The organism is Rhizobium sp. L9 (genome assembly GCF_002531885.1).
Taxonomy (GTDB): Bacteria; Pseudomonadota; Alphaproteobacteria; order Rhizobiales; family Rhizobiaceae; genus Rhizobium.
The window spans coordinates 1-23,759 of the sequence record NZ_NWSZ01000029.1; the positions used below are offsets into that span (position 1 = coordinate 1).

Genomic DNA, 23,759 nt, shown 5'->3' on the forward strand with positions numbered 1-23,759 from the left:
CCTTTGTTCCATGTCGTGACAATGCCGGACAAGCTCTTGCTGACAATGGCATCGTCTGACGATTCGATAATGGCCGCAAGAAAGGCCGCCGCATCATAAGCAGGCGATGCAGGCTCGGCGGTAGCCGGTTTTTCTCGATCACCCAAACCCATCTTCGCCCCTGTTTGATATTTGATAAAGCCATCTCTCACGGTCGAAGATTATAGCATATCGCATTGCCGTTCGGTCGAAATGAATCCTCAAGCGCGGCTGCAAACCCGCGCGATCAGCAATGCAAGCTCATCACCAGAAATAATGTCATAAGATTTGTTGTTGCCGTGAACAAAGACCTCCAGGGCGTCGAGCTGGTCAGCGTGCTCGCTCGCATATTCTATAGCTTGCCTGAGAGAATCGAAGGTCTTGTTCGGAGTGTGGATTAACCAGCTATGAACCGTGCACGGAGTTGTCGCATAGACAGAGATTTTGTCCATCATTGAACACCGGTCCATCTGTGATGCAATTTAGGAGATTAATATATACCCCTGAGCAAACGAGCAGACCAACCGCAAGATGCAATCTGGTTGCTAATTAGTTAACGAAAAAGCCCCGCAGCCTTGCGGGCAATTCCCTCTCCCGATATCTCAGAACCAAAATGCCCCGCAGTGTCACCGTCGAGGCCGTCAGCGAGGCGCACAGGTCGATATGGACACCCGGCTGCACGCGTTGGCGCTCCCGGCCGCCGATCCTTCGAGCTTGAAAGACCCGGAACTGGCCGCTGCCGAGATCCTCGAAACGATGATCGAGGCGTTGTCGGCTCACGCTGCGCTTACCGCTGGAGCCCAGGCGTGATCGCCGCTGATCGCCTCGATCGGCAATCGGCCAGGCTGTTCGCCGTTGGGGCGGACGGCACGATGCGCGACCTGCCGCGGGCTCACCTCGGGACGTTATTCGATCCTGGCGATCTGGTTGTCGCCAACGACGCCGCGACCTTGCCTGCCAGCCTACACGGCACGCATCTCCAATGCGGAAAGGCGATCGAGATCCGCTTGGCCGGCTGGCTGTCAGCTTCCGCTCCAGTCCGCTTCATGGCGATTGCCTTCGGCTCCATTTCGAGCTGTTGCGCGCCTTTGCTGACGACGGCCTGCTCGCCAGCGCCTCCGCAGATCTCGCGGGATGCCGCTATCGCGCGCATGAATTCGGCGATTCTATGCTGCTCAATCGGCAACCACTGCTTTATCGGCGCGAACCTTCTCCCTCAGGCCACTGATCGTCGAGCATAGCTGCACATGCTTTTGGGCTTTTATTCCGACCACCGCTGATGCCCTCTAGTGTGTCAGCGCCCTCTATCGTCTTCTCGTCACAGTCTATAGGACGAGCGGTAGGCTCGATGGCGATCGAACAGTTACTGTCGTCTTCGATCGCGGTGCTCCCCGTGGGCAGGCGCAAGGATAGCATGGGATTCTGCACGGTTCAGCATGTTGACCAATTCTTCGCCCTCATCGGCGGTAAGCATGTCCATAACGAAGCCGTGGACGAGAGCTTTCCGGTCTGAAACCGTATCGATTACCGTCCAGTAGATGTTGAGGTTCTTCTGCAGGGCGTATCTCTGGTTTTGCATCGATGATACCTTTCCTCGATCTTTCGGTTACTCGCGTTGCATCAACATCGATCACGTCCGTCCAATGGTAGGGAGGCGCGGACCCGACGCAGATTCTTGCAACGAGACGCGATAACGTCCGTCCTGTCGCTGCATGTTTTTTCAGCTGGTAAGAGGATAGAGCCGACGGGCTTCGGAACGTATTGCCGAATGAGATAAGCGACCAGCCGAATTGGCGCCCCGACTATCCACCGGTGGCAGACGACCGATACTTTGGTCTAGATGGTGAGTTTACTTGACCCACGCCGGCTTCGTCGTCGATCCGAGGCTGTCCGCCATCCGGACCAGGTCAACGAGAGATCTCGCCTGCATCTTCTGCATGACGTGGCCGCGATGAACCTTGACGGTCACCTCGCTCAGGCCCACTTGAGCAGCGATTTGCTTGTTGACGCTACCCGCGACCACCAGGTTCATGATCTCGCGCTCGCGCGGCGTCAAGGAATCATAGCGGGACCGAAGCTCGGCAATGAGCGCGACTTCCTGCCTGCGAGCGCAATCGCGCTCGATCCCGGCATAGGCGGCATCGAGCAATTCCTGCTCGCGCAGCGGCTTCGTCAGGAATTCGATAGCGCCGGCTTTCATCGCCCGCACAGAGATCGGAATGTCGCTGTGGGCACTGATAAAAATGACCGGAAGCTCAATTCCAAGGGAAGTGAGCATGCTCTGAAATTCCAGGCCGCTCCGCCCCGGCAGCCTTACATCGAGAATGATGCAGCCCGGAACGTCGGGGCGCTTACTATCCAAAAACTCCTGGCTGGAAGCGAATGTCAGTACCTCAAGTCCAACCGAACGCAGCAGATCGCCGAGGCCTTCGCGGACGGATGCGTCATCATCAATGATGTAGACAATCTCCTTCATCCATGTCCCCAAGTTTTGCGCCGGTCAGGCGGCGCCCCGGACATGGATCCATTATTTCTCCTCGGTTGGTAATGTAAACTGAAAAATGGCACCGTGGGGCGCGTTTGGCGTGGCCCAGAGTTGGCCTTTGTGAGCCTCTATGATCGAACGGCTGATCGTCAGGCCCATGCCCATACCCTTGGGTTTGGTACTGAAGAACGCCTCGAATATATCGCCGATCTTCGCCGGGTCGAGGATAGGGCCGCTATCGCGGACTGCCACCAAAACGGCATTGGGTGCTGCCTTTTCAGTGCTTACGATGAGTTCGCGCGCTCCTTTTGGCATCGCTGCCATCGCGTCGTTGGCGTTCATGATAAGGTTCAGGATCACCTGCTGGATTTGCACCTGGTCCCCTACGATGGGGGGCAAGCCGTCGGAGAGGTTTGTACGAAGCGACACCGCACTGCGTTCGAGGTCCGTGGATACCAGGGCTATCGTCTCGGACACGATATCGTTGATGTTCAGCCGATCCCTGCGTTCGGGTGATTTCTTCGCCATTGCCCGAATCCGGTCGATGACCTCGGATGCACGAAAAGCGTCGCTGATCATGCGCTCGATGGCGCGACGGGCGGAGACGATGTCACGGGGATCCGCGTCGAGATAGCGAAGGCAGGCATTGCCGCTGCTGACCAGCCCGGTGAGCGGTTGTCTGACCTCGTGGGCGATGGAGGCTACAAGTTCCCCCATAGTGGTCAGCCTGCTTACATGGGCAAGTTCTGCTCGCGCAAGCTGAATGGCATCCTCGGCCTGCCTGCGGTCGGTGATGTCACGCGCCAGCGAAAGACGAAACCATTGCTCTTCCTGTCGGAATTTACCGACGCGAACCTCGACCGGAAAAGTTGTTCCGTCCTTCCGCCGGTGGAGTGTTTCGAAAGTCATTGGATGTCCTGCGTCGACGCGATCCACCAATGTCGCAAGTGCCTTTTCGTCGATAGCTCCGTCAAAGTCGCGCGGGTGCATGCCAATCAATTCCTCCCGGCTGTAACCGAGGCTTTCACAGGCTTGGCGGTTGACGTCTATGACGGTCAGATCGTCGGTATGGAGGAAAAAGGCATCGGTGGCATGGTCGACGAAGGTCCGAAAACGAGTTTCGCTTGCTCGCAGTCTCTCCTCTGCTCGCTTGCTCTCGGACAGGTCGAGCACGAAGGCCACGGCCTGGCTCCCGGCCCCTTCGAAACTTGCCTCACCAATCATCACGGGTACGTGACCGCCGTCCTTTCGCTGGTACACCTTTTCAAAGGGGCGGACGCTGCCGGTCACTCTGAGCTCGGCCTCGGCCTCGGCGTCACGTTCGCGCCATTCCGGCGGTGTCAGCTCTTTATCGAGGAGCTGGCCCGCCAACAGTTCGTCACGGCTGTAGCCCACCATTTGCAGGAACGCCTCGTTGGCCTCGATTATCCGACCTTCGATGTCCCGGATAAAAATTCCGATGATGTTCGCTTCGACAAGCCGGCCTATTCGCGCTTCACGCTCTGCCAGGTCGTGGTAAAGTCCGGTGATTTCGAGCGTGCTGGCGGCTTGCGAGGCGATGAGCTTCAACACCGGAATGCGCCCCGGCGCGAAGACACGGCCCGCCAGAGTATTTTCCAGATACAGCGCACCGATCAGCTTCGCGTGATTGATCAGCGGCAAACATAGAATGGATCTGGCCGCACGATGGCGGATATAGGGATCGGCCGCAAAGGCGTTTTCAGCCGACGCATCGTCGAGGCTGACGATTTCCCGCATACGCAGGACGTAATTGAGAACTGATTCCGGCATCACGCCGGCGACGGCCTCATTACGCAACTCGATGAGAACCGCTTCGCCGCGGATCGTCGCCTCAGCGGCAATCCGCGGTTCACCGCCGCGCGACAGGATCAGAAGGCCACGTTCGGCTCCCGCCTGCTCGACGGCCATTCGCAGCACCGTATCGATCAGCTTCTCGACAACGATTTCGCTGGAGACTGCTTGCGACACCTTGATAACGGTGGCGAGGTCGAGATGCTCGAGCGGCGCTTCGATCGTGCTTGTTGCAGCCGGTGCCGGTTGTCCATCCCGCAGTTGGGTATAGGCTTCTTCAAGCTGCCGGACCTTGCCGTCGGCTCCCCAACTGAGATAACAGCGACGGGCGCTTTCAAGATACAGGCGAGCAATCTGATCGAAGCCGCGCGCCCGGTAAAAGGCGGAAGCGCGCTCATAGGCGATCGCTTCGTCGTGTGGGAGCGCATGCGCACGCGCCAACTGAATCGCCTGTTCATAGAGGCGCTCGGCTTGCAACTCACGGCTTCCCAAGCGGGCGATCTCTGCACCGAGCAATGTTGCGCGGCTTGCGAAATTCTCCGGGCTGTGCGCGGCCCAAGTGTCGAGCTGCCGGCGATGAGCGCGTAGGGCCTTGCGATAAAGAGCTGTTTCAGTCGTCGATGCTTGCAAAGCAGAGGCCAATGAAAGGCCGGTGTAAAAGTGATATTCCGCCCGCTCGAAAATAGCGGGAGTCATCCAGAGGAGGCTTTCTGCTTTCGCCGCTGCCGAAAGTGCTGTGAGGGTATCCCCGGCAAATACAGATGCCTGTAGCTTGCGGATCCAGTACAGGCAACTGCCCGGCTTGCCGTTGGTCTTAAGTTCGAATTGCTGCTCGTCGAACCCTTCATCGTTGAAGCATCCGAAGATCGGCGTCAGCCCGCGAAGCGTTCGGATGAGTTGGAGCTGCCCGCTGATGAAACCGACGGCGACGCCGAAGCCGGCCTGACGCGCGAAGTCCAGGCCGGCTTCCGCATCGCGCTGGACCTGCGAGAGGGGCTCGCCAGCGGCTAGAAGATAGGTCACAAGGTTATTCCGGCTTAAGACGGCGTAGGTGAGATCGCCGACCTGCTGTGCCGTTTCGAATACGCGCTGCGCAAGCGCACGGCCGGTGCGGACATGACGCGACGATGATTTCGCAAGGTTACCGAAGGCGAGGTAGACTCGTGCCTTCAGGCGTTCCATTCCAGGCTGTTCCGTCAGGTCCAGACCGAGCAGGCCGAACCGAAAACCGGCTTCATAGTTGCCAAAATAGGGCCCGAGCACCGTGCCCACAGCAGTGAAGGCATAAGGCGATGTGTCGCTGTTGCCGTGCTTGAGGCTGATGTTGCCCATTCGCCCGATAACGAGGCAGCGCAGATTCTCGTTGGTAAACAGGGCCGGAGTAACAAGTGAAGTCAGAACGTCCATGGTCGCGAGCGCGACAGGGTCCGCCATTGGGGGCGAGTTAAGCAGCGCTTCGATAGGGCGGCCCCCAAGTTGTCGCCAAAGCCGCGCGTATTCCTGGCGCACCTGGCTCCTGGTCGGGTGGGACGACCACGAAATGTCGACCCGGCGCAGGTAGTCGAGGCCGAATATGATGGCCTGATCGCTCCGACCCAGGCTCATGAAAAGGTCGACGCGCAGGCGCGTGACGCGGGCCAGATCGGCGAGGCTGGTGGCTCGGCTTGCCAATTCCGCGAGGCGGGCCTGCGCCTCCGCCGGTGCCCCCGTCAAGAATTCGCATTCGGCCCTGTGGAGTTCGAGGGCGAAAGCGAGTTCGTATCGGCGCTCCCAGGCATCGTGTGGCAGGTAAGCCGCACCCGTGCCGGCATAAGCCAGCGCCGATTCGTATGCAGCCGACGCCTTGGCGCGGCGAGTGGCAAGAAGGTTCAAGTCCGCGAGACGCTCGCGCTCTTCACCGGGCGCGATGAGCGCGCCGCCGCAGTTGAGTTGGCCGACAATCTCGAAAATATTCTCCTCGAGTGCCTGCGGCGGTCTATGCTTCAGCAGGAGGCGGCCAATGGAAAGATGTGCTGCCGCACGCTCATCTTCAGGGATCAGCCCATACGCGGCCTCCTGAACACGATCATGCAGGAAGCGGTAAGATGACCCCTCTTCAAGCAGCACGAGTCCGGCCCGCGCCGCGGCCCAAAAGGCTGCATGAACCGCGTCGTGATTTTCGCTCCTGATCAGAGCCAGGGTATCAACCGCCGCGTGATTGCCGAGACACGCCAGCATGTTCAGGGCAGCCTGTGTGGTATCGGGCAGGCGCCGCAGCTTGCTTAGCATAAGATCCACGACGTTATCGGTATAGCCTTTCGCTCTTATGCGATCGAGATCCCAATCCCAGTGCGCCTGTTCGTGATTGAATTCGAGCAGGCCTTCGTCCGGCAGCGTGCTCAGGAACTGGAGCGCGAAGAAGGGATTGCCTCCGCTCTTCTTATGCACTAGCCGCGCAAGCGGCTGGACACGCTTGCTTCCGCAATGAAGAGCGTCGGCCAGCATCCGGGTCAGATCTTCCAGCCTGAGCGGTGTCAGTACGATTTCATGCACTTGGCCACCGGCCTCCCGGATCGCTGTCAGCCGGCGGATCAGCGGATGGGTGGACGATACTTCGTTGTCGCGATAGGCGCCAATGAGCAGCAGGTGACGCATATCCTGCTGGGTGCACAAATCTTCAACCAGATCGAGCGTTGCTGCGTCCAACCATTGGAGATCGTCCAGAAATAGCGTAAGCGGATGTTCTGCTGTGGCAAACACGCGCAGCAGGCGCCTGATGTTCAAATGGAAGCGGCGTTTGGCATCCTGAGGCGGCAGATCCGCAACCGCCGGAAGCCGGCCGATGAGAGATTCAAGTTCCGGAATGAGCGTTACCAGCAGCCGACCGCCCGCGCCCAGCTCTTCGCTTAAAGCAGCGCGCCATGGCGCGAGTTCCGCTTCACTCTTGCCCAGCAGCACTCGGACGAGGCCTTGCAGGGCCTGCGCTAGGCTCGCATAAGGAATGTGACGCTGGTTCTGGTCGAATTTGCCGGAAGCAAACAGCCCACGTGACGGCACGAGCGCGCGGTGGAGCTCATTCACGACCATGGATTTGCCCACGCCGGCATGGCCCGAAACCAGCACCAGCGTCGGCCCAGAGCCCGCCACGACCCGGTCGAATGCGGAGGTCAGGGCGGCGATCTCACGTTCGCGACCGTAGGGCCGCTCGGGGATCACCAGTCTGTCCGGCACATCGCGCGTCCCGAGCGGAAATTCTGAGATCCGCCCATACTTCTCGCTCTCGACGAGGGCACGTCGCAGATCCGCCTCTAGCCCGGCGGCCGTCTGGTAGCGTTCCTCTGCGTTCTTGGCGAGCAGCTTCATCACGATTGCCGAGATAACGCCTGGTAGCTCTCTTGCACGCTCGGACGGCGGCACCGGCCGCCTGGCAACGTGGCAGTGCACCCATTCCATCGGCTCCGAAGCAGTGAACGGCAACTGGCCGGTGATCATTTCGTAGAGAGTGATGCCGACGGCGTAGAGGTCACTACGCGAGTCAACCGATCGGTTCATGCGGCCGGTCTGTTCGGGCGACATATATGCGAGGCTGCCAGCAATGACCTCAGGGGGCTCGGCGGCCTGGCGCTCACGAGAAAGATGCGATGCCACTCCGAAGCCCGTGAGACGAACCCGTCCATCCGCCTCGTCCGCCAGTATATTCGCCGGCTTGATGTCCCTGTGAATGAGGCCGCATCCGTGAGCCTTGCCGACTGCCGCCGCAATGCCCCTGGCAAGGCGCAGAAAGACAGTGAGTTCGCCTGCCATGCCATGGCTGTGCCGTCCCATCAACTGCGGGAGGGGCACGCCGCCGCAATCTTCGAGGACGAGCACGCCACGACCATTTTCCGTGGTGAAATCCAGCGGTTTGGCTGCCCACTCCCGGTCGAGTTCGTCTTTCAGGCGATACTCGTGGGCCAGTCTGTCGAGGCTGGTTCGATTGGGATGTTCGGCTGCAAGCTGCACCCTCAGAACCGCTTTTGATGCGCCGTTGCCGCTCCGGATCAGCTCTCGTGTAAAGATGCGATCGCCGTCACTCCAGGAGGATTGTGGTTCGTGGTACCTAAGGTCGGTCGAAGTCTGCTGGCCGATGGAAGCGAGAGCGCGCTTCCGTCCGAACATGTTCTTCCTGGCCTTCTGCGCATCTTTGACCGTGTCGTCCATGGCACACCGCTCGCTTCGATGCTGCCCGCATACCATGAGGTGCAGGCATCGCAGATCCAATCAAGCTTCACCGACTTTCCTCTCATGTCAACGAGCCTATGCTTCGGACTATGAGGCGGTCGCAGCTCTGCTGATCTTCGCGACTCAGGTTGCCAGTGCATGTTGTTAAGCCAGTTCCGCGAAGAGCAAAGCTGCGGCAATGCGGTTTCATGCTACAAGAGGCGCCGCGCCGGCAGGGGTGAAGGTCTTACGGTCAAGCAAAACGCCGGCGCGGCAAGTCGGCCCGTGATGGGAGGGCGTTTCTTTTAGGGCCGTTGCAACAGTAACTCTGCCTGGAGCACCCTCGCCATTATGCCAAAGTATACTTGTTTAGCCTTTTCGCACGATTTCCTAAACCAGACCAATTATGCCGGAAGTATCAGATCGCGCCTGCCTTGAGAGCAGCACCGTCTCGATCCCGAGTTTTGACATCTTCTTCGCGGTCGCCGGCCCGACGCCGTGGAACCGGAGAGTGGCGGTGAGAAGGCGTTTGCCTGCCTACAGCCATGGAGCCATGGATACCGCCGTCGGCCGGCCGAACGGGAGCTCAACGCGCTTCAGATGGCGCGCAATATGCTCGAACGCGTCGGGGGAAGGCGCCGCAGCATATTCCTGGTGCTAGCTCAATTCTTATCACTCGCGCCTCCGTCAATCTGCCGATCTCCGGGGCGCTCAAGGCTTCCTATACTGATGAACTCACCGCATCATCAACGGTCGTCGCCGTGCGCGCGAAAACGCTTCACTCGGCTGTGTACCCCGCAACTTGCCTCCGAGCACCATCGCCGCCGGCCACCCTTTGAACGATCAAGGAAGAGCCAACCGCAGTTATCGCCCTTACACTCACGCACGCGACGGCGGCCGCTCCGGTTGGTCAATAGATCAGTAGCAGCGATAGCGAATAGATGAAAAATATCGGACAGATCGTCAAAGGGGAGTGCCCAGACGAAGTTCTGATTTGACTTTAGGAGGGTCTGTCTTGCGCGGCCTGCTCTCGCCATTTCTACCACTGTGCTCAATGCTGGCTCGGGATAAGGAGCATCGGTATCCTCGGCAATGAATAGGATGTAGATAGTTTCTCTAAGCCTTATCAAATTCGCCAGGGCGTCTTCTGCCTTGCCGGGATCGACCGCCGCGCGTTCCCTCAAACTTGCCAATCCCCTTGCATCGATGAGATGAAGCCTTTCAACGAACGCCAGCACGTCATCGAACGACCGCAGGAAATCGGGCCCCCAACGGCCGCGGCGGCTGTCGAGGGTGTTTACCAGTTCAAGGGCAGGATGGCCGCCGCTCAGACGCATGTCGAATATTGATGAGGCCATAGTGCGGAACAAAGAGCAGGTCGCCAGATTGTAACGATATAAATAATGTTTACTCGTTACAGAGCAAGGGCCCCTCTATGTCTCCTCGCAAGAACGTGATCAAGTTCCTCATTCTTTGCCTCGTCTGGGGTCTGACGTGGATCGCCGTCAAGACCGGTATCGAAACCGTGCCGCCGATGATGTTCGCGGCGACAAGGTTTCTTTGCGCCGGCCTTCTCCTCTCAGGCTGGTCGCTGCGGTCCTGTCGCATATCGTTTGCGGCCGGTGAAGATTTGGTCAGGCTTGTCATTGCAAGCCTGTTGATGATCACACTCTGCTACGGTCCGCTGTTTTGGGGTATGCAGTTCGTTGCCTCCGGGACAGCTGCCGTGATCGAAATGTCGCTTACGCCCTTGGCTCTGCTCGGGTTCGGAATATTGCTGGGGGAGGAACGATGGAGTGGCCCCCGAGCTTTTGCGATGATCATCGGCATGATCGGCCTGTCATTCCTGTTTTTACCCACACTCGAATTTACCAGCCTCTCCGGCACCGCCGGCATTGTTGGACTTCTTGCGATCAGCTGGAGTGCAGTATCGTCGGCCTGGGGATCTGTCTTGGCCAGGCCGCTAATCGCCCGTTACGGCAGCACCTTCATATCCGGCTGCACGACACTCATCGGAGGTGGAGGCCTGTTTTTGAGTTCACTGGTTTTCGAGCCCGAAGCAACCGCAAGTCTGCAGACACCGTGGAACTGGCAGGCAGTCGCGAGTTGGCTGTTCCTCGTCCTCTTCGGATCGCTGATCGGTTACAGCATCTATCTTCAGCTTATTCGTGACATCGGGCCCGCCCGGGCGGGCAGCTTTGCGTTCGTGTCGCCCATCGTTGCTGTAGCCGTCGGCGCTATGATCGCTGGCGAGGCCTTGTCTGCGGCGGGGATGTTGGGAATGATCCTCATGCTGCTGGCAGCGGCCATTTGTCTCTATGGATACCAAGATTCGTCGAGAAGCAGCCGACACGATGATGCAGAGGCGGGCGAGGGGTGCGCCTTAGAAGTCGCCGTCGAACTTCGATGCGATAGGCGGCAAAGAGAAGCAGCCCGCCGGATCCGCTGAGTAATCTGTCAGAATGCTATGGCGGGGCCAAGGCATTCCGGGGCCGAGCTTGATTCCACGATTCAATCCCCATGTACAACTTATCATGAATATTGTCGTGACACGGCGAGAGCCCCAACGCCTCAAAGCAGGCCTCTGACCCGGACGCGAGCTCCACTGGCGTTGCGTCCGGGCAGCCAGTTTTCAATCAAAATGCGAGACGCGAATGCAGTGAATGCACTGCGATCGTGCTCGCACGCTCGGCTAAGAGGCGACCATGACGATGTTCAGAAACCTTCCGGCAGAAAATGTCAGTCTTGACCTTGTGACCAAGGGCAAGCATTCCGCGCTCTCCAAGATCGCTGCAAAAATTGCGCGGCGAACCGCACTTGACCCGCGGATGGTTCTTCGCGGCATCTGGCAGCGAGAGAGGCTCGGCTCAACCACGATTGGCCGCGGAATCGCTGTCCCACACGCGTTCGTGCAACCGATCTCGTCGCCTGTGACTTGGTTTACGCGATTGGCTCCTCCGATAAATTTCAAAAGTCCCGACCTCGACCCCGTCGATCTTGTCTTCACAATCCTTTGGCCGCGCTCGGAGGTCCACACGTTTCTGCCGGCGCTGTCGCAACTGTTTCGTCTCGTGCGGGTGCCTCTCTTCCGAGCGGAACTTCGGCTGGCGCGATCCCCCGACGAGGTAATTGCGATCCTGCAGGGCGAGGCGTGGGCAACAACCAGGTACCGCCGACCGCCGCCGCTCCACGGGTCGCGGTAAACTGAATCAGGACAAGCACGATCTCGGACAGAAGATCTTTTGCGGCTTGACGGCAAATCAAAGTTACTTAATCTAAGCATCTGCAGGGCCCCGCTGGGAGGAGGGGCCTGCATTCGCGATCCGTATCGCATCATCTTCATCTCCCAAAGCCATGATTCCCGATCGCGCGCCGCCGATTTTTGAACAGGACAAGCCATGCCGCTCACCATCGCCCAACGCCTCGACAGTCTGAAGGTCCGTATCGCCGAGCTCGCGCACTGGCGGGACCGGCATAGCAGCCCGATCGATGGCTGGACCTTCGAGGGCGAGCCGATCGCCCATCACCAGGACTGGCCGCATCGGCAGGGCGTGGTGTATTTTGCTGCGAGTGCTGAAGCGCCGGCGAACTGGCCGCTCGAAGATATTCGCCTGCAGCTGGATCTCGGCGGCGAGAGCCTGCTCACGCTTAGCTATCCCGATGGCCAGAGCGAAACATTCGGCCTCGATCCCTATCACCAGGAATTCCCGGTGAAGGGCCGGCGCTTTTCGATCGCGGCGGAAAGCGTCGCCCGCTTTCCTTTCGGCGAGCCGAACCGGGCGCCGAGGCTCAACAAGGCCCGGCTGATCTGGCTCGACGGTCCCGTCCACCGCCTGCATCTTCTCCTGAAGCAGATCGCCGAGGCGGTCGGCGCGCTCGGCGATCATGAGGTCGTGCCGCATCTGGTGGACGCCGCCGAGCGGACGCTGCGCAGTCTCGACTGGCCGTCGGATACGGCGGCTTACATCTCCCGCACCGCTGATGCCGTCATGCAACAGAAGATTTGGGAACTGCCGGAGCTTGTATCCGATCCGGCGGGTCTCTCCGAAGAGCAGAGCGCTTCGGCGGCTGCCGCCTTCGAGGCGCTGACGGCGCGGCTGAAGGAGCTGCAGAAGCGCTTCCCCCCGAATGGAGAACTGGTGCTGACGGGCCACGCGCATATCGATCTCGCCTGGCTCTGGCCCTACCGCGAGACGCGGCGGAAGATGCGGCGCACCTTCAATACGGCGCTTTCGCTGATGGAACGCTCCGAGGATTTCCGCTTCAACCAGTCGACCGCCCATTATTACGCGCAGATGGAAGAGGAAGATCCCGAGCTTCTCGAGCGCATCAAGAAGAAGGTCGCGGAAGGAAAGTGGGAAACCGTCGGCGGCATGTGGGTCGAGCCCGATACCAATATGCCGACCGGCGAAAGCCTCGTGCGCCAGGTGCTCTACGGTCAGCGTTATTTCGAAAAAACCTTCGGCGCGCGCCACACGGTCTGCTGGCTGCCGGATTGCTTCGGCTTCTCCGGCGCGCTGCCGCAGATCTTGAGGCAGGGCGGCATCGACAGCTTCTTCACCATCAAGGTCAATTGGAGCGAGACCAACCACATCCCCTCCGATCTCTTCTGGTGGAAGGGCCTCGACGGCAGCCAGGTGCTGACCCACACCTTCGACAATCCGATGCAGGGCTACAACGGCTTCGTGCAACCCGATTGCTACCTGCCGACATGGAAGAATTTCCGCGGCAAGGCGCAGCATCACGCCTCGCTTCTCGCCGTCGGCTATGGCGACGGCGGCGGCGGGGTGACGCCTGAAATGGTGGAGCGCGAAGTGCAGCTGCGCGATTTTCCCGCCATTCCGCAAGCGCGCTGGGGCACGGTCAAGGGCTTCTACGAGCAGGCGCATCGCAGCGCATCGGAGAAGAAGCTCCCCGTCTGGGACGGCGAAATCTATCTCGAACTGCATCGCGCGACGCTGACGACACAAAGCGGCGTCAAGCGCAAGCACCGCCAGGCCGAACGCGCGCTGATCACCGCCGAGACCCTCGCTTCGCTCGCCCATATGCTCGGGGCAGAAAAGCCGAAAAGCCTCGAGGCGGATTGGCGCGTGGTGTTGAAGAACGAGTTCCACGACATCCTGCCGGGTTCGAGCATCCGCGAAGTCTATCAGGATGCGGAGCAGGAACTCGGCGGCGTCATCGACCACGCCAAGGCCGAGCAGGCCAAGGCTTTGCAGACCCTTTCGGCCAATTTGCCGAAGGGCGGGGTCGCTGATGCCCTCATTTTCGTCAATCCCTCGCTTGCGCCGCGGCCGGTGAGCGCCACGCTTGCCGACGGCACGGTACTTTCGGCCGCCGATATCGTCGCTCCCTTATCGGTCGCAGTCTTCGACAGGCAGGCGCTGAAGCCGGCGGGTGGGCTGAAGGCCGGCTCCGATCGCCTGGAAAACGATCATCTCTCGGTGGTCATCGGCAACGATGGAGCCGTTGCCAGCCTCATCCACAAGGCGAGCGGCCGCGAAGCGGTCGATGGCTCCGCCAACCAGCTCTGGGTCTATCCGGCCGATAAGCCGCGCAACTGGGATGCCTGGGATGTCGACGCCGATTATGCCGAAAAGGGCGTCCGGCTCGAAGCCCCCGAAAGCATCGGCCTCGTCGAAAGCGGCCCGCACCGCGCGGCGATCCGCGTCGTCCACCGCTACCGCAATTCGAGCGTCACGCAGACTTATGTGCTGACCGCCAACGCTAAACGGCTCGACATCGAAACGACCATCGACTGGCACGACCGCCGGACCCTGCTGCGCACGCTGAACCCGGTCGACGTGCAGGCTCGCAAGGCGACCTTCGAATGCGCCTTCGGCGTGGTCGAGCGGGCGACACACACGAATACCTCCTGGGAGCAGGCGATGTTCGAGGCCGCCGCCCATCGCTTCGTCGATCTCAGCGAGCCCGGCTTCGGCGTGGCACTCCTCAACAATGCCAAATACGGCCACAGCGCCCGCGCCAATGTGATCGGCATGAGCCTGGTGCGCGGGCCGATTTATCCCGATCCGCTCGCCGACGAAGGCGAGCAGAGCTTCACCTACGCGCTGATGCCGCATGAGGGCGCCTGGCATGAAGGCGGCGTCCTCGACGAGGCGCTCGATCTCAACCAGCCGCTGGTGACGGCCGAGGCAAAAGGCCTTTCCGCCGGCAATTTCGCGCCGCTTGGCGTCGAGGGCACTCCGGTCGCACTTTCGGGCCTGAAGCCGGCGGAGGAGGGCGAAGGCCTGATCCTGCGCCTTTATGAACCGGCCGGCCGGCGTGGCCGACTTTCCCTCGCCCTGCCTTCCGGATGGGCGGCGTCGCAGCCGCTCAATATTCTCGAAGAGCCTATGGAGCGTAAAGGCCCCGCCGACATCATGCCCTTCGAGATTCGGACCTGGAGGCTGCGAAAGGGCTGATCAACCATCCGCGACGCGCGGTATGTGCGGGACAAACTAGACAAATTGGTCATTTGATACTATATCAGTTCATCTAAGAATGGAGATAGTCTCATGGCTGGTTCTGAGGTCCGGCTGCGTCGTGCCCGTCAGGCAAGGGTCGCCGACCGCGTCGCCGCCAAAGTTGCCGACGTGCTGAAAGCCGACGCCGCATTCGAGTCCGGCTCGGTGGCCCTGTCTGCCAGTATTGCGGGCGCGGCGGCTGCGGCCATCGTCGATCTTCCCGTCAGCGTAAGGCGCGAGCTTAGCAAGCGCCAGGGCGAACTTGCCCGCCGTATTCGTGGCCTGGTGGAGACGTTCGGCGATGCGCCTGCCAGCGGCAAGATCGTGCTCGAGATTCCGAAAACCGTGGAGCCTTCCGCCGGCGAAGGACTGGGGAAGATCGTTACGGCCGAGGAGGGCGCGCGGTTGCTGGGCGAGCTTGCGGTCGCCCGCAGGCTTGAGGATTGGGCCGGGCCGGTTGCCGGCGCCAGCGAACTCCAGCGCGATTTTGGAATTGCGCGCTCCACGCTCAATCGCTGGCAGCATGCCGGCGAGGTGATCGCACTGTTGAAGGGGACGAGAAAGCACGTCTATCCGATCGAACAATTCATCGACGGGCGTCCCGCAAGGGGCATAGCAACGGTCGCCGCTCTCGTGTCCAATCAGCGGGTGGTATGGCTGTGGCTTTGCCAGCCGAATCCCATGTTGGGCGGGCGCAGGCCTATCGACCTCCTGAAACAGGATCGCGCTGACGAGGTCATCGACGCGGCTCAGACCTATTTCGCCGTGCAATGAGACTCGACAAAACTATCCTTCAGCGCCTCGCCGTCCGGGCTGATGTCACCGACTATGTCAGGATCATCGCGCGCGCCCATGCCGGAACGCCGCTCGGCATGGGTTTCGGCAAGTCGCGGTTTTTGAGCCCCAAGGACAAGTTCCGGCTGCTCTACCTCGCTCAGGACCCCATGACCGCGGTCGCGGAAACGATTGTTCGCGACCGCTTTCAAGGTAGGGCCGAGCGAGTGATATTCCAGGAGGAGTTCGACCGCTATTCGATCGCCGCCGTCCGAAACCCGGGCCCGCTTTTTCTACTCGACCTGCGCTACGAAGGCGCAAACCTGCTCGGTGTCTCGACGGATGCCGTTCGGGCACGGGCGCAGGCGAGCGGACGCCGGCTCAGCCAAAACATCTACGATCGCACCGATTTCGACGGCATTCTCTACATGTCGCGGATCACCAACAAGCAATGCGTTGCCGTTTATGACCGCGCCACCGCCGGCCCGAGGCGGATAGCCCCGCATTGGATCTGCCCCGCCTGTCGGCGCTCGGCCTCATCCTCGATGCGCTGCAGGTCACCGTCATATCAAGGGAATAATCCCGGTCGTCGAGAAGACGTTCCGCACTCGGCGGATGCGACACAGAGCGAGCCAGCTGTCATATTCATATCCTGCGCTCGCTATCCCAATCGAAGGTGCGGACTCGGCCAAGGCGATGGCGACGAAGGCTGAGGAAGAGGCCGATGCCTCCGCTGCCCTCGTCCTATACGTCACTCGGTGTCGGTCTGTTGACCATTATCACGTTGATCGGCGCCGCTGTTTTTGGCGCCCGCGTGATCGTAAAGCCGATCGGCGAGATCACCGCAAGCATGAGCGGTCTAGCTGAAGGCAATCTCGATGCCGACATCCCATTCGCCAACCGGCGTGACGAAATCGGCCGGATGGCCCGCGCCGTCTAAGTCTTTAAGCAGAACGACGCCGCCGCGCGAAGGTCATTGAAATGCAGAGGAACGTCGATGTGGTCATCACGGCAGCGGTCACCGGCGACTTCACGCGACGCGCCGCCGCGGAATACGGCTACGAGGATCTCAATCAGTTCGCATTGGGCGTTAATGAACTCGCCGCCGCCGAATCTGGCATTCTCCGGCTTACGGTCTTTGGGCGCCCGTCGCGGCAATGTAGACGGAATAGAGTGAGCGCGTTGCGGCTATGAACAGACGGTTGCGTCCGGGGCCGCCGAAGGTCAGGTTGGCGACGGTCTGAGGGACGCGGATCTTGCCGATCAGCTTGCCTGCCGGATCGAAGCAGTGCACGCCGTCACCGGCACTGGACCAAAGGTTGCCGTTCACGTCGGTCCGGATGCCGTCCGGAATGCCGGTGTCAATGTGGCAGAAGACGCGACCATTCGCGAGCCTGCTGCCCTCGACCACATCGAAGGCGCGGATGTGTCGCGGCAGGCTTTCGTCGTGGCTTGCTGCCGAGTCCGCGACGTAGAGGATCGTCTCATCAGGCGAGAAGGCGAGGCCGTTCGGCTGGATGAAATCCGTGATGACGGCGGTTAGCTGGCCGGTCGCCGGGTCGAGCCGGTAGACGTTGCGCGTCGCCTGCTCGGGCTCAGCCTGATAGCCTTCATAATTCGACATGATGCCGTAGGTCGGATCGGTAAACCAGATCGTGCCGTCCGATTTCACCACCACGTCGTTCGGCGAATTGAGGCGAGCGCCCTCGAAACGGTCGGCAAGCACGGTGATCGAGCCGTCGATCTCGGTGCGCGTGACGCGGCGCCCGCCATGTTCGCAGGAGACGAGCCGGCCCTGGCGATCGCGCGTGTGGCCGTTGGTGAAGTTGGATGGCTGCCGGTAGATGGACACGCCGCCCTCGGGCGTCCATCGCAGCATGCGCTGGTTTGGAATGTCGCTCCACAGAAGCTGGTTCGCATCGTTGAACCAGACAGGACCCTCCGCCCAGCGGCAGCCTGAATAGAGTTCGTCGAGGCCAGCGCTGGTGACGATCAACTGCCGGAAGCGCGGGTCATGGATTTCGTAGATGCTGGCCTGGGCCATGGTGGTCTTCCTGATTATCGCATGCCGGCCCGGCGACCGCCGGCGAGCATGATCACGCTGATGATGATGAGGCCGGTCATGATGAGGCGGATGCCCGCGCCGAGCCCATAGGTGTTGAGCATGGAGACGACCAGGAACATGAAGAGCGACGCGCCCCAGATGCCCGGCACGTTGGAATCGCCGCCGGCAACCGCTGTGCCGCCGATCACAACGACGGCGATCGAGGTCAGCAGATATTCCGAGCCCATATTGAGTGCTGCGCCGCCGGAGAAGCAGGCGAGCAGATAGCCCGCGACGGATGCGAGCACGGCGCAAAAGAGGTAGGTGACGAAGCGCGTGCCGTCGACCGGAATGCCGGCCATGCGTGAGGCGGGCATGCTCTGGCCGATCGCCGAGATCCAGCGCCCGTAGATCGTCTTCTCGAGCAGGAACCAGGCTAGCAGCGAGATGAGGAACGCGACGATCGCCACGTTCGGTACGCCAAGCGTGTTCGTGGTGGTGAATTCGGCAAGCACGCTGGGCGGCTTGATGCGCAAGCCACGGTTCGTCCAGATCGCCGCGGACTGCACGATGAAGCTCATGGAAAGCGTGGCGATGATCGGCGGAATGCGCAGCGCCTTGATGAGCGCATAGTTGCCGAGGCCGACGACGAGGCCGATGAGGATGGCGACAAGAAGCCCAGGCAGGATCAAGCCGTTTTCGACATTCATCAGTTTCAGCGCCACCGTACCGGCAAGTGTCATGGTGGCGGGAACCGACAGATCGATATTGCCGGGACCGAGCGTGATGACGAACATCTGGCCGATGCCGACGATCGCCGAGAAGGCGGCGAAGGTGAGTGCCGCCTGCGACAGGCCTAGCGTACTGGCGCCAAGGGTCACCATGATTGTCAGGAACCAGACGATGAAGGCGGCAAGCCATGACCAGATCCAGGGTTTGCCGAAAAGGCTGAGGAGAGGCGTCATCGGCGGCGTTTCTCCCGTTTTTCCAGCCGGTTCAGCATGAGGCGAAGCGCGAGCACGATGATCAGGATCGCGCCCTGGGCTCCGATCTGCCAATCCGGCGAGATGCGCAGGAAGGATAGGAACGAGCCGGCGAGCGTCAGCGTCAGCGCGCCGATAACGGCGCCGACAGGGGAGACGCGGCCGCCGATGAACTCGCCGCCGCCGAGGATCACGCCGGCGATCGACAGCAGCGTATAACGCAGCGCGATATTGGCATCGGCCGAGGTGGTGAGGCCGACGAGGGCGATGCCGGCAAGCACCGCGAAGAAGCCGGCAAGTCCATAGGCGATCGCCCGCGCCCCGACAATCGACCAGCCGGCCCGCTCGACCGAGCGCTGGTTGCCGCCGATGCCGCGGATCAGCACCCCGAGCGAAGACCGCATGATGAGAAGATGGGCGACGGCGGCTATGATGACGCTGGCGACGATCGCCATCGGCGCCAGCGGCGGCTTGACGGTCATCAGAGAGCGCACCCAATCTGGCGCCTGCCCGCCCGGCGCCGGCAGCAGCAATACGGCAAGTCCACCCCAGACGAAGCTCATGCCGAGCGTGACGACAATGGACGGCAGGTCGCGCAGGTAGATGACGACGCCGAGGGCCGCATAGGCCGCGATCGCTCCCGCAAGGATCAGGATGCCGGTTACCGGGTCGTCGCGCAGAAAGGTCGCGCTCACACAGGCGACGAAGCTGACGAAGGTGCCCATCGACAGATCGAGATCGTTCACCGTCATCACAAGCATCTGGGCGATCGTCGCAAGCGCGATCGGCACAGCGAGATTGAACAGCAGGTTGAGGCCGACATAGCTCATGGCGCGCGGCTGCAGCCAGAATACGGCGGCGAGCAGCAGTGTCAGCGAAAGGGCGGGAATGGCAAGACGCAAGGCGTCGGATGACAGCCGGACCATCATGCGGCGACCCCCTCGAAGGATGCGGCGATGATGTTCGTCTCGTTGACGGCGTCGCCGGCAAGTTCGGCAGTGATGCGGCCTTCGCGAAAGACGTAGACGCGGTCGCAGAGACGCACTTCGTCCATCTCAGTCGAATACCAGATGAAGGTGCGGCCGCGCGAAGCTTCGTCGCGAATGATGGCGTAGACCTCCTGCTTGGTTCCGACATCGACGCCACGCATCGGATCATCCATCAGGACGACCGGCGCGTGCGTAGCAAGGGCCCGGGCAAAGAGCACCTTCTGCTGATTGCCGCCGGAAAGCGACAAAATGCGGTTGGCCATGTCGGGCGTACGGATTTCGATCCGCCGCCTCCAGTCGGCGCCCTTGGCCTCCTCTTTATCAGCGGCAATGAGGCCACGCCGCGACAGGTCACTGAGCGAGGCGACGGAAAAGTTGCGCAGGATGCTCCAGAGTTCGAAGATGCCGTTGAGGCGTCGGTCGCCGGCGACGAAGGTGACAAGCGGATCGCGCTCGGGCAGCCAGTTGCCGGACTTGGCGGCGTGCAGGGCAAGCAGAAGCTCGGTCTGACCGTGGCCGGCAAGACCTGCCAATCCGATGATCTCGCCCTTGCGGGCCGAAAAGGGACGGCCCGCCGTCTGATGGGAGAGAACGAGCGGAGCGGCGGATTGCTCGCGCGCCGGGCGCTGCCCCGTCTCCTCCTTCGCAACGCTGCCCATGGCCTCGACCAGACCATGATGGTCGAAGCCGTGGGCGGGGCGTTCGGCAACGACGCGGCCGTCCTTCATGACAACGATGCGGTCGGAGGTTTCGAGGACCTCGTGGAGGATATGCGAGATAAAAATGACGGAGCCACCGGCCGCGACGAAGCGGCGGACATGGTCGAGCATCTGGCGGGCGAGGCTCGCGTCGAGCGAGGAGGTCGGTTCATCGAGGATCACCAGCCGCGGCGGGGTGCCGGCGTCGGAAAAGGCCATCGCGATCTCGACCATCTGTCGCTCGGCGATCGAAAGGTCTCCCACTGCCCGACCGCTGTCGATGCCGTGGCCGGGGAAGACCGCATCGAGGCTCTTTTCGATGATTTCTGCGGCGCGCCTGCGCCAGCCGAAGCCGCCGAGATCGCGGTGCATGATGCGCGTGTTCTCGACGATGGAGAGGTTGGGGCAGAGCGAAAGCTCCTGGAAAACGCAGCGCACGCCGCGGGCTCGTGCCGCGTTGATGCCGTAACGCTCCAGCCGCTCGCCATCACTCGACACACTTCCCTCATGGGGGGTGAGGCCGCCATTGATGACGCTGACAATGGTGGACTTGCCGGCTCCATTGTGCCCGACCAGCCCGACGCACTCGCCTGACATGACGCGGAGCGTGACGCCGTCAAGCGCCCTGACCGCGCCGAAACTCACCTTGGCGCCATCGACGGCGATCACCGCCTTCAAAACCTCATCCATGCTGCCCGCCACATCTGCTCGGAAGGACTGCCGCGCGGCCATTTTCGGCGCGCGCGGCAATCGCCGGGAGAGTTACTTTGCCGACTCGATGACCTTGATCGCGTCTGCCTGCGTGTATTCCACATTGGCGACGCCGCCGGCCTGGGTATTGGCGAGGTTCGTTTCGAGATTGTCCTGGTCGATGCGCAGGAACGGCACGACGAGATCCTTCTTGACCTGCTTGCCGTCGAGGATCTGCTGGGCGACCCAGAAGGCGAGGGTGGAGACGCCAGGCGCGATGGACACCGACATCGTCTCGTAGCCCTTGGCGTCCTTCTGTTCCTTCCACCACTTCAGCTCGTCTTCGCGGTTGCCCATGATGATGATCGGCATCTTCCGGTCGGTCGCGGCGATCGCTTGTGCGGCCCCATAACCGTCGCCGCCCTGCGTCACAACGCCGACGATGTCAGGCAGGCTCGGCAGGATGCCGGCGACGGCCTTCTGCGCCACGTCCTGCGCCCAGTCGCCGTGCACGGAGCCGACGATCTTGAACTGCGGGAACTGCTTGACGCCTTCGTGGATGCCGGCCGAGATCTCGTCATCGACGAAGACGCCGGCAAGGCCACGGATCTCGAGCAGATTGCCGCCCTGTGGGAGTTTCTTCGACAGATATTCTACCTCGCTGCGGCCCATTTCCTTGAAATTGACAGCGATGCGCCAGGCGCACGGTTCGGTCACGATGCCGTCGAAGGAAACGACGGTAATGCCGGCGTCGCAGGCTTCTTTGACCGCGCCGTTCAGCGCCGTCGGCGAGGCGGCGTTCAGCACGATCGCGTCATAGCCCTGCAGGATCATGTTTTGGATCTGCGCCGCCTGTTCCGTCGCCTGGTTCTCGGCAGTGGTGAAAGGATCGGCCGCGGCAACGACGCCTGATTTTACGGCTTCGCCCGTCACCTTGCTCCAGCTCGTCAGCATGGCCTGGCGCCAGGAGTTCCCGGCATAATTGTTGGAAAGAGCGATCTTCTTGGCCGACGTGTCGGCAAAGGCGGATACGGGCATGGCGGCGCAAGCAATAGCGGCCGATGCCAGAAGCATCTTACGGATTGTCATGTCTTCCTCCCTCATGATCGCGCCGGTCGGCGGATCGCTTCACTCCTGCCGGCCTTACCGGACCCGAGTGAAAATTGTTCTTGCACTGAGCTTCCTCCTCTCAGTAAGGGCAGGATGCGGGAGATCGGCCGGCCTGTACAGGGGCAAGGCGGCAACTCGTTTGCGGGTTTTGCGCAACAAGCTGCGGGTTTACGCAAGACGGCGGCCCATTTGCGGGCGCTTACTGGGAAACGATCACGCCGGGTTGAGGAGCCTGTCGTGACGGGGGAGGAACTGACAATGCTGCATCTCGCACCGGCAGCCCTGTTCGACCACTATCTCGGCATTTCCCGGCTGCTCGCGGGCCAGCTCGACTTCCGCTCGGCGATCCGGTCGGTTGCTGCCGAGGTCGCCCACATCATCCCCCACGACCATCTCGACGTCTGCGTGCTGCTCGAAGGCGGCAACTATCACACGGCCTATGAGACGGGCATCGAGACTGCCTGGGGCGAGATCGCCGGCGCGCCTGTCGTCAACAGCCCCATCCGTTCGCTGCTGCGAGGTGAGGTCGATTTTCTGCTCACGGACGATGCCATGACAGACCCGCGTTTCCATTTCGAGGGCGCGTTCAAGCGGCCGATCGTCGAACAATCGCTGAGGAGCCGGTTGCATGTGCCGATGAAGGTGCAGGGCACGATCATCGCGGCCCTTTCCTGTTCGTCTCACAGGGCGGGCGTCTATACGATGGAGGACGTCGAACGCGCCCGCATCATCGCCGATCTGCTGACGCCCTATTTCTTTGCGCTGCAGGCGGCCGAGCAGGCGCAACGCTCGGCGATCGTGGAGGCGGAGGCACGCGCCCGCGAGGAGGGGCTGCGTCAGGGCGCGCTGAAGCTGACCGAAGCCCTGGAGCAGGAACGCCAGCGAATCGGCATGGACCTTCACGACCAGACGCTTGCCGACCTGACGCGGCTTGCCCGGCGAATCGACCGGCTGTCGCGCAACGGCGAGGTGACCCCCGAGGCGCTCGAACCCGTTTCGCGATCGCTGCAGCATTGCATGCAGGATCTGCGGCAGATCATCGAGCAGGCAAAACCCTCCGTGCTCCAGCTCTTCGGCCTCGCTCAGGCGATCGAGCATCATCTCGACCGATCGACCCGCGACACCGGGTCGGGCATCGAATGGGGCCTCGTCGACGAGACGAATGGGGCGCTCGAAAGGCTGGAGCCGACCGTCAGCGTCGCCTTGTTTCGCATAGCGCAGGAGGCGATCAACAATGCCGTGCGCCATGCCGCTCCGCTGGCGATCATGGTGCGGCTCGAAGCCGACGACGAACAGCTGGCGATCGAAATCTCCGACGACGGAACCGGGCTTGCCAAGACGCGGGGACGGATCGGCGGCGGCATCGACAATATGAAGACCCGCGCCCGGCTGATCTCGGCGCGCTTCACGATCGGCCCCGGCAATAATAATCGCGGGACCGCGGTGCGCGTCGTGCTGCCGCTGGCGCCGAGCGGCCCGGCGGGCGAGCCGGACTGAGGAGAAAGAAAAG

19 protein-coding genes and 1 pseudogene are annotated in these 23,759 nt (G+C 61.5%); 9 read left to right on the plus strand and 11 right to left on the minus strand.

Features of this window, described 5'->3' with window-relative positions:
- A pseudogene (locus CO660_RS33980) lies at positions 1 to 152 on the minus strand (histidine kinase); the annotation flags it as partial.
- A gap of 87 nt (positions 153 to 239) precedes the next feature.
- Positions 240 to 473 (minus strand): hypothetical protein, encoded by a 234-nt coding sequence (locus CO660_RS25890; RefSeq protein ID WP_245421377.1) that lies wholly within the window; start codon positions 471 to 473, stop codon positions 240 to 242.
- 208 nt (positions 474 to 681) lie between these two features.
- Here CO660_RS25890 and CO660_RS25895 point away from each other — a divergent pair, with 208 nt between their 5' ends.
- Positions 682 to 828: a hypothetical protein gene (locus CO660_RS25895; protein ID WP_176536382.1), complete on the plus strand. Its 147-nt coding sequence runs from the start codon at positions 682 to 684 to the stop codon at positions 826 to 828.
- Entirely contained in the window at positions 825 to 1,259 is a 435-nt protein-coding gene (locus CO660_RS33985) for an S-adenosylmethionine:tRNA ribosyltransferase-isomerase (protein ID WP_245421378.1), read from the plus strand. Before CO660_RS25895 ends, CO660_RS33985 begins: the two co-directional genes overlap by 4 nt.
- Positions 1,260 to 1,381: 122 nt before the next feature.
- On the opposite strand, the gene CO660_RS25905 is transcribed toward CO660_RS33985, so the two are convergent.
- The 4 genes from CO660_RS25905 to CO660_RS25925 all read right to left on the minus strand — a co-directional run bounded on the left by CO660_RS25905 (position 1,382) and on the right by CO660_RS25925 (position 9,864).
- A complete protein-coding gene (locus CO660_RS25905; RefSeq protein ID WP_097601157.1) occupies positions 1,382 to 1,597 on the minus strand; it encodes a hypothetical protein in 216 nt (71 codons plus the stop codon).
- Between the two features lie 270 nt (positions 1,598 to 1,867).
- Positions 1,868 to 2,494: a response regulator transcription factor gene (locus CO660_RS25910; protein WP_097601158.1), complete on the minus strand. Its 627-nt coding sequence runs from the start codon at positions 2,492 to 2,494 to the stop codon at positions 1,868 to 1,870.
- A gap of 51 nt (positions 2,495 to 2,545) precedes the next feature.
- Positions 2,546 to 8,494, minus strand: a complete 5,949-nt coding sequence (locus CO660_RS25915) for an AAA family ATPase (protein ID WP_097601159.1) — start codon at positions 8,492 to 8,494, stop codon at positions 2,546 to 2,548.
- Between the two features lie 746 nt (positions 8,495 to 9,240).
- Positions 9,241 to 9,864, minus strand: coding sequence for a CGNR zinc finger domain-containing protein (locus CO660_RS25925; RefSeq protein ID WP_245421379.1), 624 nt, complete (start codon positions 9,862 to 9,864; stop codon positions 9,241 to 9,243).
- A 65-nt stretch (positions 9,865 to 9,929) separates the two neighbouring features.
- Here CO660_RS25925 and CO660_RS25930 point away from each other — a divergent pair, with 65 nt between their 5' ends.
- From CO660_RS25930 to CO660_RS33990, 6 genes are all read left to right on the plus strand, one after another.
- Positions 9,930 to 10,943, plus strand: a complete 1,014-nt coding sequence (locus tag CO660_RS25930; RefSeq protein WP_097601161.1) for an EamA family transporter — start codon at positions 9,930 to 9,932, stop codon at positions 10,941 to 10,943.
- Between the two features lie 256 nt (positions 10,944 to 11,199).
- The gene (locus CO660_RS25935) at positions 11,200 to 11,697 is read left to right on the plus strand and encodes a PTS sugar transporter subunit IIA (protein ID WP_245421380.1); all 498 of its coding nucleotides are present in this window, start codon (positions 11,200 to 11,202) and stop codon (positions 11,695 to 11,697) included.
- A 195-nt stretch (positions 11,698 to 11,892) separates the two neighbouring features.
- Positions 11,893 to 14,919 carry a glycoside hydrolase family 38 C-terminal domain-containing protein gene (locus tag CO660_RS25940; RefSeq protein ID WP_097601162.1) on the plus strand — a complete coding sequence of 1,009 codons (3,027 nt, stop codon included), beginning with the start codon at positions 11,893 to 11,895 and terminating at the stop codon, positions 14,917 to 14,919.
- A 93-nt stretch (positions 14,920 to 15,012) separates the two neighbouring features.
- Positions 15,013 to 15,735: an antitoxin Xre/MbcA/ParS toxin-binding domain-containing protein gene (locus CO660_RS25945; protein WP_097601163.1), complete on the plus strand. Its 723-nt coding sequence runs from the start codon at positions 15,013 to 15,015 to the stop codon at positions 15,733 to 15,735.
- Positions 15,732 to 16,448: an RES family NAD+ phosphorylase gene (locus CO660_RS25950; protein WP_245421381.1), complete on the plus strand. Its 717-nt coding sequence runs from the start codon at positions 15,732 to 15,734 to the stop codon at positions 16,446 to 16,448. The genes CO660_RS25945 and CO660_RS25950 overlap by 4 nt, the downstream gene beginning before the upstream one ends.
- Before the next feature lie 11 nt (positions 16,449 to 16,459).
- Positions 16,460 to 16,675 carry a HAMP domain-containing protein gene (locus CO660_RS33990; RefSeq protein WP_245421382.1) on the plus strand — a complete coding sequence of 72 codons (216 nt, stop codon included), beginning with the start codon at positions 16,460 to 16,462 and terminating at the stop codon, positions 16,673 to 16,675.
- A 189-nt stretch (positions 16,676 to 16,864) separates the two neighbouring features.
- Here CO660_RS33990 and CO660_RS25960 read toward each other — a convergent pair whose 3' ends face one another.
- The 5 genes from CO660_RS25960 to CO660_RS25980 form a co-directional block, all read right to left on the minus strand.
- Positions 16,865 to 17,779 carry an SMP-30/gluconolactonase/LRE family protein gene (locus CO660_RS25960; protein ID WP_097601164.1) on the minus strand — a complete coding sequence of 305 codons (915 nt, stop codon included), beginning with the start codon at positions 17,777 to 17,779 and terminating at the stop codon, positions 16,865 to 16,867.
- A gap of 14 nt (positions 17,780 to 17,793) precedes the next feature.
- Positions 17,794 to 18,744: an ABC transporter permease gene (locus CO660_RS25965; protein ID WP_097601165.1), complete on the minus strand. Its 951-nt coding sequence runs from the start codon at positions 18,742 to 18,744 to the stop codon at positions 17,794 to 17,796.
- A complete protein-coding gene (locus CO660_RS25970; protein ID WP_097601166.1) occupies positions 18,741 to 19,691 on the minus strand; it encodes an ABC transporter permease in 951 nt (316 codons plus the stop codon). Before CO660_RS25970 ends, CO660_RS25965 begins: the two co-directional genes overlap by 4 nt.
- A complete protein-coding gene (locus CO660_RS25975) occupies positions 19,688 to 21,139 on the minus strand; it encodes a sugar ABC transporter ATP-binding protein (RefSeq protein WP_097601214.1) in 1,452 nt (483 codons plus the stop codon). The genes CO660_RS25970 and CO660_RS25975 overlap by 4 nt, the downstream gene beginning before the upstream one ends.
- A 72-nt stretch (positions 21,140 to 21,211) precedes the next feature.
- Positions 21,212 to 22,228 carry an ABC transporter substrate-binding protein gene (locus tag CO660_RS25980; RefSeq protein WP_085781836.1) on the minus strand — a complete coding sequence of 339 codons (1,017 nt, stop codon included), beginning with the start codon at positions 22,226 to 22,228 and terminating at the stop codon, positions 21,212 to 21,214.
- Between the two features lie 279 nt (positions 22,229 to 22,507).
- Here CO660_RS25980 and CO660_RS25985 point away from each other — a divergent pair, with 279 nt between their 5' ends.
- Positions 22,508 to 23,746 (plus strand): sensor histidine kinase, encoded by a 1,239-nt coding sequence (locus tag CO660_RS25985; RefSeq protein WP_097601167.1) that lies wholly within the window; start codon positions 22,508 to 22,510, stop codon positions 23,744 to 23,746.
- Positions 23,747 to 23,759 lie beyond the last annotated feature (13 nt).